General features: G+C 72.9%; 7 protein-coding genes. 1 reads left to right on the top strand and 6 read right to left on the bottom strand.

All coding sequences use genetic code 11. The features are described 5' to 3' along the window. Positions 1-173: 173 nt before the first annotated feature. The 5 genes from aspA to ACIA8Q_RS33690 all read right to left on the bottom strand — a co-directional run bounded on the left by aspA (position 174) and on the right by ACIA8Q_RS33690 (position 5,733). Positions 174-1,583, bottom strand: a complete 1,410-nt coding sequence (gene aspA / locus ACIA8Q_RS33710; protein ID WP_387906451.1) for an aspartate ammonia-lyase — start codon at positions 1,581-1,583, stop codon at positions 174-176. A gap of 37 nt (positions 1,584-1,620) precedes the next feature. Beyond that, a complete protein-coding gene (locus ACIA8Q_RS33705; protein ID WP_360212065.1) occupies positions 1,621-2,637 on the bottom strand; it encodes an asparaginase in 1,017 nt (338 codons plus the stop codon). A gap of 104 nt (positions 2,638-2,741) precedes the next feature. Next, complete coding sequence (locus ACIA8Q_RS33700; protein WP_360212063.1) at positions 2,742-4,181, bottom strand: amino acid permease; 1,440 nt, start codon at positions 4,179-4,181, stop codon at positions 2,742-2,744. Then, a complete protein-coding gene (locus tag ACIA8Q_RS33695; protein WP_360212199.1) occupies positions 4,178-4,855 on the bottom strand; it encodes a FadR/GntR family transcriptional regulator in 678 nt (225 codons plus the stop codon). Before ACIA8Q_RS33695 ends, ACIA8Q_RS33700 begins: the two co-directional genes overlap by 4 nt. Positions 4,856-4,944: 89 nt before the next feature. Beyond that, positions 4,945-5,733: a gamma-glutamyl-gamma-aminobutyrate hydrolase family protein gene (locus tag ACIA8Q_RS33690; RefSeq protein ID WP_360212061.1), complete on the bottom strand. Its 789-nt coding sequence runs from the start codon at positions 5,731-5,733 to the stop codon at positions 4,945-4,947. Positions 5,734-6,003: 270 nt separating this feature from the next. On the opposite strand from ACIA8Q_RS33690, the gene ACIA8Q_RS33685 reads away from it, so the two are divergent. Further along, complete coding sequence (locus ACIA8Q_RS33685; protein ID WP_360212059.1) at positions 6,004-6,912, top strand: LysR substrate-binding domain-containing protein; 909 nt, start codon at positions 6,004-6,006, stop codon at positions 6,910-6,912. A 74-nt stretch (positions 6,913-6,986) separates the two neighbouring features. On the opposite strand, the gene ACIA8Q_RS33680 is transcribed toward ACIA8Q_RS33685, so the two are convergent. Beyond that, complete coding sequence (locus ACIA8Q_RS33680; protein WP_396318304.1) at positions 6,987-8,249, bottom strand: hypothetical protein; 1,263 nt, start codon at positions 8,247-8,249, stop codon at positions 6,987-6,989. Positions 8,250-8,707: the final 458 nt, after the last annotated feature.

Raw genomic sequence — 8,707 nt, 5'->3', positions numbered from 1 at the left:
GACTCCCCTGGCGCCCCGCCCTCCTCACCCTCCAACACTGACCCACCCCACCGACCACACGACGCCCACACCACCACCAGGACACCCGCGCGCAAGCGCGGGTGCCCCGGCGACCACACTCCGACCCGAGCCGGACCGTCGGACGGCGGCCGGCCGCGTCGCCGGCGACGGTCTCAGACCACGGCCACGCCGCTGCCGGCGATCACCTCGGGCCGCAGCAGGGCCGCGAGCCGCTCCGCCGGGAGCAGGCCGCGCTCCAGCACGAGTTCGGCCACACCCCGGCCGCTGGCGAGGGCCTCCTTGGCGATGTCGGTGGCGGCCGTGTACCCGATGTACGGGTTCAGGGCGGTCACCAGCCCGATGGAGTTCTCGACGGTCGCGCGCAGCACCTCGGTGTTGGCGGTGATGCCGGAGACGCACCGCTCGGCGAGGGTGAGGCATGCGGCGCGCAGATGGGTGATCGACTCCGACAGCGAGTGCAGGATGATCGGCTCGAAGGCGTTGAGCTGCAGCTGCCCCGCCTCGGCGGCCATGGTGATCGCGACGTCGTTGCCGATCACCTCGAAGGCGACCTGGTTGACCACTTCCGGGATCACCGGGTTGACCTTGCCCGGCATGATGCTCGAACCGGCCTGCACCGGCGGCAGGTTGATCTCGCCGAGGCCGGCGCGCGGCCCGGAGGACAGCAGCCGCAGGTCGTTGCACGTCTTGGACAGCTTGACGGCGATGCGCTTGAGCACGCCGGACATCTGGACGAACGCGCCGCAGTCCTGGGTGGCCTCGACCAGGTTGGCCGCGGTGACCAGGGGCAGCCCGGTGATGCCGGCGAGGTGGCGCCGCGCGGCTTCGGCGTACCCGGTGGGAGCGTTGAGGCCGGTGCCGATCGCGGTGGCGCCGAGGTTGATCTCGTGGATCAACCGGACGGCTTCCGCGAGCCGGCTGCGGTCCTCGTCGAGCATGACGGCGAAGGCGGAGAACTCCTGGCCGAGCGTCATCGGCACGGCGTCCTGCAGCTGGGTGCGGCCCATCTTCAGGACGTCGCGGAACTCGACGGCCTTGTGGGCGAAGGCGTCCTGGAGGACGGCCATCGCGTCGAGCAGGCCCCGCACGGCGAAGACCGTCGCGATCCGGACGGCGGTCGGGTAGACGTCGTTGGTGGACTGGCCGAGGTTGACGTGCTCGTTGGGGTGCAGGTGGCGGTACTCGCCCCTGGCGTGTCCCAGGAGCTCCAGCGCCCGGTTGGCGAGGACCTCGTTGGCGTTCATGTTGGTCGAGGTGCCGGCGCCGCCCTGGATGACGTCCACGACGAACTGGTCGTGCAGCTTGCCGCCGCGGATCTCGCGGCAGGCGGTGGCGATCGCGGCGGCCTTCGTGGGTTCCAGCAGGCCGAGTTCCTCGTTGGCGAGGGCGGCGGCCTCCTTCACGGCGGCCAGCGCGTCGATCAGGTGCGGGTAGGCGGAGATGGGCGTGCCCGTGATGGGGAAGTTCTCGGTGGCGCGCAGGGTGTGGACGCCCCAGTAGGCGTCGGCGGGGACGTCCCGGTCCCCGAGCAGGTCGTGTTCGCTACGGGTGGCGGCGGTCATGGCTGGGCGGGTCCTCTTCTGGCAGTAGTGGGTCGGGTCACGGGCGCGCGAGCAGGGCGGACGGGTCCAGCGCGGTCACCGGCCGCACGCCGCCGACGGGCCGGCCGCCGCCGGTCGCCGGCTCCCCCGCGAATGCGCTGAGCAGCCGCGGGTCGACGCCCGCCAGCGCCAGGGCGGCCGCCGCCACCGGGACACGCGCCCGGTTCGCCCCGTCGGCGATCTTCAGGGCGACGGCGCGGCCGTCCGGCAGCGCGGCGATCTGGACGCCCTCGAAACCGTCCTTGGCGAGCAGCCCCGGTACCGCGCGCATCAGCCGGGCCACGTCCCGCCCCGCACCGGAGGCCATCTCGGGGTGTTCGCGCAACGCGGCCGCCACCCGGAACTCGGGGGTCCCGGGTGCGCCGGTGGCGATGCGCGCGGCGGCGCGGGCCAGTCCGTGCAGGGAGACGGCGAACAGGGGGGTGCCGCAGCCGTCCAGGGTGGCGTGCGCGATGCGCTGGCCGGTGAGGTCCTCCACGGTGTCCGCGATCATCCGTTGGAGCGGGTGCCCGGGGGCGTCGTAGTCCTGCAGAGGCCAGCCGTTGAGCCGGCACAGGTGGAGCATCGCGGCGTGCTTGCCGGAGCAGTTCTGGGCGATGCGGGAGGGCGGGCGGTCCTCCCGGATCCAGGTGTCGCGCACGGCCGGGTCGTACGGCAGGTCGGGGACGTTGCGAAGGTCGTCCTCGGTGAGACCGGCGAGCGTCAGGATCCGCCGGGCGGCCGCGAGGTGGCGTTCCTCGCCGGAATGGCTGCCCATCGCGACGGCGAGCAGTTCACCGTCGAGCGGCAGTCCCGCCCGGACCATGGCGACGGCCTGGACGGGCTTGAGGGCCGATCGCGGGAAGCACGCGGCCTCCGCGTCGCCGAGCTGGAACCGGACCTCGCCGTCGCCGCCGAGGACGACGACGGAGCCGTGGTGGGTGCTCTCGACCACACCGCCTCGGGTGACGTGGGCGAGGGGGACGTGGCGGGGCTCGCGGATCGCGGGCGCGTCCGCGAGAAGGCTGGTGAGCATGGTTGCCTCGATCGTGATGGCTTGGGGCAGCTGACCTGGGTGCCTGACGGCGGTGGCCCGGGCGGAGGCGCGGTGGGCCCGCGGATCCCCCGGGCCACCCGGGTTCAGTCGTCGGTTCCGGCCGCGACGCGCGCGATGCGCCCGCGGACCGCGTACCAGCCGGCGACGAGGACGGCGGCGATGAGCGGTACGCACAGCACGGTGGTGCGTCCGGCGCCGCCGTCGGCGTACATGAGGACCAGGACGGTGACGAGGAAGGCCAGCGTCACGAGTTCGGTCCAGGGCGAGCCGGGCAGCCGGTACTCGGGCCTGGTCAGTTCGCCGGACGTGGTCTTCCGCCAGAACAGGAGGTGGCAGAGCATGATCATGCCCCAGGTGGCGATGATGCCGATGGCCGCGAGGTTGAGCACGATCTCGAACGCGTCTGCGGGGACGACGAAGTTGAGGCCGACGCCGAGGACGCACATGCCGCTGGTGAGCAGGATGCCGCCGTAGGGCACCTGGGTGCGGCTCATCCGTGCGGTGAAGCGCGGAGCCGAGCCGTTGACGGCCATGGAGCGCAGGATGCGGCCGGTCGAGTAGAGGCCGGAGTTGAGCGAGGACATCGCCGCGGTGAGGACGACCAGGTTCATCACGCTGCCCGCCGCCGGGACACCGATGTGGGAGAGCACCGTCACGAACGGGCTCTGGCCGGAGGTGTACCGGTTCCACGGCATCAGCATCGACAGCAGCACGACCGAGCCGACGTAGAACAGGCCCACCCGCCACATGATCGAGTTGATCGCCTTCGGCATGATCTTCTCGGGGTTCTCGGTCTCCCCTGCCGTCACGCCGACCAGTTCGACGGAGGCGTAGGCGAAGACGACGCCCTGGATGATCAGCAGCATCGGCAGCAGCCCGTTGGGGAAGATCCCGCCGTTGTCGGTGATCAGGGACGGGCCGGGCACGGCGCCGTCGACCGGGTGCTGGGTCACGAGCAGGAAGATCCCGATGCCCATGAAGACGACCAGGGCGCCGACCTTGACGATGGCGAACCAGAACTCCAGTTCGCCGAAGATCCGCACCGAGATGAGGTTCACGGTGAGCACCACGGCCAGGGCTATGAGCGCGATCACCCACTGCGGGACGTCGGAGAACAGGTGCCAGTAGTGGGTGTACGTGGCGACGGCGGTGATGTCGGCGATGCCGGTGGTCGCCCAGTTGAGGAAGTACATCCAGCCGGCGGTGTAGGCGCCCTTCTCCCCCAGGAACTCCCGGGCGTACGAGACGAAGGCACCGGAGGAGGGGCGGTACAGGACGAGCTCGCCGAGCGCCCGCACCACCAGGAACGCGAAGACGCCGCAGATGGCGTACGCGACGAACAGGGAGGGGCCGGCGTCGGCGAGCCGTCCGCCGGCGCCGAGGAACAGCCCGGTGCCGATCGCACCGCCGATGGCGATCATGTTGACGTGCCGGGCCTTCAGGGACTTGCTGTAGCCGGTGTCTCCGGCGTCGACGTGACGGGTCGTGGGGCGCTTCTCGTCTTTGAGGAACTGCTCGCTCACGCCTCGGCTCTGCCTTCTCTTGAGGTGTCCGCGCGCTGGGGGCGCACGATGTCGGTGAGGGTGGCCTCCACGCGGTGGAGGTGGTGGGACATCGCCTCGACGGCGTCGGACTCGGAACCGTCGATCAGGGCCTCGACGATCGCGCGGTGCTCGCAGTTGGACTGCTCGCGCCGACCGCCGAGTTCGTTGAGGAAGGTCGACTGACGCGCCAGTGCGTCACGGATCTCCTCGATCACCCTGCGGAACACCGGGTTGCCGGAGGCCTCGGCCACCGCCAGGTGGAACACGGTGTCCAGGGCGACCCACGCGGTGGTGTCGGTCTCCCGTTCCATCCGGTCGAGCAGGTGGGCCAGGTGGTCCAGGTCCTCGGGGCTCCGGCGCAGCGCCGCGTAGCCGGCGACCGGGATCTCGACGTGCCGGCGCACCTCCAGGAGGTCGCTGGCCGCGTAGTCGCCGAAGGTGGGGTCCTCCACCGTGTTCGCCACGACGAAGGTGCCCTTGCCGGTCTTCGAGACGGTCAGGCCCATGGCCTGCAGGGCACGGAGGGCCTCCCGCAGCACGGGTCGGCTGACCTCCAGCGTCCGGCACAGCTCCGCTTCCGAGGGGAGCTTGTCCCCCACGGCGTACTGACCGCGCTCGATGGCGCTGCGCAGGTGGCCGAACACCGCTTCCATGGCGCTGACGCGCCGCGGGGGGACCGCACCACCTGTCTGGCTGTCTGACAGGTTCACGGGCTGATCCTGGGGCTTGGAACACCACGGTGTCAAGACACCGGAGCCGTGCCGGTGACCCGGGGTGAACCCGGCCGGACCCGCACCTTCCGCTCGCCGGCGCCGCCGGGGGCGGCGGCCGGAGCCGACCGGGCCGCGGCCACCAGCGCGTGCACCACGGCCGAGTCGAAGGCCATCTCGGGATGCCACTGGACGCCGACCGCGAAGCGGTGCCGGGTGCTCTCGATCGCCTCGACGGTGCCGTCCGCCGTCCGCGCGCCCACGACCAGGCCGGCCCCGAGGGAGTCCACCGCCTGGTGGTGGTGCGTGGCGACCTGGCGGGTCCCCGGAAGGAGCGCGCCGATCCGCGTCCCGGCCACCGTGGTGACGGCGTGGGGGGCGAAGTGGCCGCCGTGCAGGTTGTGCCCGTGGTGGCCCACCGTCTCGGGGAGGTGCTGGATCAGGGTGCCGCCCGCGTGCACGTTCATCAGCTGCATCCCGCGGCACACTCCGAGCACCGGCATGTCACGCGCCAGAGCCTCGGCCAGCACGGCCCGCTCCCAGCGGTCGCGTTCGCGGACCGGAGGCCCCGTGCACGGATGCGGCTGGGCTCCGTACAGCTCGGGATCCAGGTCCTCGCCGCTGGTCAGGACGATCGCGTCCAGTCGCGCCACGACGTCGGGCGCGGCCTCCGGCGCGTCCGGTGGCAGCAGGACCACCCGGCCGCCCGCCGCCTGGACGCAGCTGACGTACGCCGCGGGCAGCAGTGCCGCGGGCAACTCCCACTCCGCCCACTGGGCCTGGGCGAGGTAGGTGGTGAGGCCGATGAGTGGCTTGGGCATACCACGTCCTTTCGGGAGCGGGGGTCGACGGCCGGCGGCCGTCTCCTGCGGCCCGCCCGGCGGTGGCGGCGCGGGCGGGCGGCGCAGGAGGGGGTGCACGGCCCGCAGGGCACGCGGACGCGCCCGGCAAGCGCGGGGGCGGGGGTGGGGTGGGGCGCCGGCCCGGGGGCGGAGGCTTGCGCATCCGGGCCGCGAGCAAGAATCCTGCTGCCATTCATGCTTAAGCACAAGAAAAGACATCTTCGCGACAGATAAGTGAGCCTTAACTCCGTGCAGAGACTCGACCCCCGGCTGCTCGCCACCCTCGAAGCCGTCATCCGCCACGGCTCCTTCAACGCCGCCGCACGCGAGTTGGGATACAGCGCGCCCGCCGTCTCGCAGCAGATCGCCGAACTCGAACGCCGGGCCGGCCTCATCCTGATCGAGCGCCGCCCCGTGCGCGCCACCCCGGCCGGCACCGTCCTCCTCGACGCCGAACAGCGCGTGCGGAGCGCGCTGGCCGCGGCGTCCCTGGAACTCGACGCGATGCGCGCGGGAACGGCCGGGCGGATCAGGCTCGGGGCGTTCGCCTCCTCCGCCGCCGGCATCGTCCCCCGGGCGCTGGCGGAGCTCCACGCGGCGTATCCCGATGTCCGGGTCAGCCTCTCCCAGGTGGAGCCCGAGGCCGGCTACGGCCGGCTCAAGCGCGGAGACATGGACCTGGCTCTCAGTTACGACTACGACTTCATCCCGATGCCACCGCCCCGGACGCTGCGCCGGACGCTGGTCGCGCGTGATCCGGTCGTGGCGGTCGTCCCGGCCGACCATCCCCTCGCCCACCGGGACGTCATCGACCTCGCCGACCTCGCGTCCGAGACCTGGATCGCGGCTCCGGAGGCAGCGCTGCGCCTGGAGCTGCTCGCCCAGATGGCCAGGACACCGGGTTTCCAGGCCCGCCTCGAATACGACGGCGACGACTTCAACACCGTGCTCGGCTTCGTGGCCTCCGGTCTGTGCGTCGCCGTCATGCCGCGGCTGGCCGTCCCTCCGGACAGCACCCAGGTCGTGGCGCGCCGCCTCGCCGGCCCGGAGCTGACGCGCTTCATCTACACCGTCCGCATCGACACCCGGCACGCCCCGCGCGCCCTCCTGGCCCTGGAGGGGATGCTCGCCGCCGAGGCCCTGGACGCCCTCTCATGAGCCGGGGCGACGCCGCGACGGGCGCGGCACCGGAAGTCGCCGGCCCGCGGGCGGGCCGGCCTCCGGGCGGCCGCTCAGCCCTGCGACAGCGTGCTCCGATCGGCGGTGAGCCGCTCACGCCACTCGGCCACGGCGCCGGCGGGCATCGCCGCGAGACGGGCGATCACCTCGTCGTCCCGCCCGTCGCTCCAGCTGAGGACGCGGGTCAGGACGGTGTTCCGGACGAGGCGGACCTCCTTGAGCAGCTCCTCCAGGCGCTTCAGCTCCTCCCCGGTGGCGCAGAGCGTGTCGTCGACGGCCGTCCTCTCCACGGCCCGCTCGTGCCGCAGGTACTCCGCCAGGCCGGTGAGGACCACGCCGTCGTCGGCCGCGGCACCGCGGAACGTCTCGGCAAGGTGGTCCAACACGCAGTCAGGGGCGTCGGCGAGACTCGCCCCCACGACCTTCGCGCCCTCCCAGCTGCACCGTCCGGCGTCGCTGGTCCGCAGCCAGAGCCCGGCCTCGACCGGATTCCGGTCGCCGCACGCGGCCGCGCGATGGGCGTACAGGGCCGCACGGTGACCGTAGAAGACGTAGCCCTCCTCGATCCGGACACCCGCCGGAGCACAGATCCGCCCCGGCACGCCGCCGTAACCGGAGTCGGGCCGGTAGGCGGCGCATCCGTCCAGCTCGGCGTCGGTAGCCGTCGCCCAGGCCGGATCGCACAGCTCCGGGTTCCGCGCGAGGAAGTCCGCCACCTCGACCCGCCATGCCGGAACCGGGCTCATCCGGGGTTCGGCCCAGATCACCGTTCCCGTCTCATCGAGCGTGAACCGGCAGGCCTGTTCGAGGTCCGTCCAGGCCGTGGCGGCCTCGGCGGACCACTCCAGTTCCTCGTCCGGACCGACCCGGTGCAGCGAGCCGATCACGCGCTGGACCAGGGGCAACACCCGTCGGACCAGCGCGTGGAGCTCCCCGGCGGTGAAGAAGCGCCAGGTGTCGGCGCCCCGGTCGTCGACCGTGCGGTGCGTGAGCGGCAGAGCGAACACCGCCGGGGAGGGCAGCGCGCCCTCGCCGACCGTGGCCCGGCGGTGCCCGGGGAGCCAGCCGGCGGCGTCCTCGCCCTGAGTCCGCCAGTCGCTGTCCCCGAACCACACGGCGCCGGCCGCGACGTCGACGGCGATCCACTGCTGGTAGCCGTTACCCGGCCCGAACCGCTCCAGGTGGTGCTCGGCCTGCCGGTCGTGCCACACGTACTCCGCCGGGGGCGGACTGAGTTGGACGGCGACGAAACCGTCCTGCGGGGTGTACCCGACGACGACGTGTGCGGTCGGTTTGCTGGACTCGGTCCCGGACATGCGGCTCCCTCCGTGCCGGACCGTGGCGGATCCGCCACTGTGCGGCACCGAGCCTGCCCTGCGCGGGCCATCCGATCAAATCCGATCACTTGTGCACGCGTCGTCCCCCGAGGGCCCGCGCACGCGCGACACGGGACGGCACCGCCGGGCGCGCGACCACGAAGGACGCCGGGCATTTCGCTCGCGGAGCTGCCGGTGAAGCGGACCTTGACGCAGCCTCGCCGGGCGCGCATCATCGACCCGTGAACCTGTCAGACAGCATGACAGGCGTGGAGCTGGCCGCCGTCGCCGGAAGCCGCACGGTCGGCCCGCGGGCACGGGACCGGACACGCCGGTGGGGGGGGGGGGCCGCCGGGGCGCCCCCCCCCCCCCCCCCCCCCCGCAACCCCCCCCGCGGGCCCCCGGGGGGGGGGGGGGCCCCCCCCCGGGGGGGCCCCCGCGGGGGCCCCCCCCCCCCC

This window comes from Kitasatospora sp. NPDC051705 (assembly GCF_044453265.1).
GTDB lineage: Bacteria > Actinomycetota > Actinomycetes > Streptomycetales > Streptomycetaceae > Kitasatospora.
Note: the sequence above shows the minus strand (reverse complement) of the source record. Positions and strands in the feature narration are given on the sequence as shown.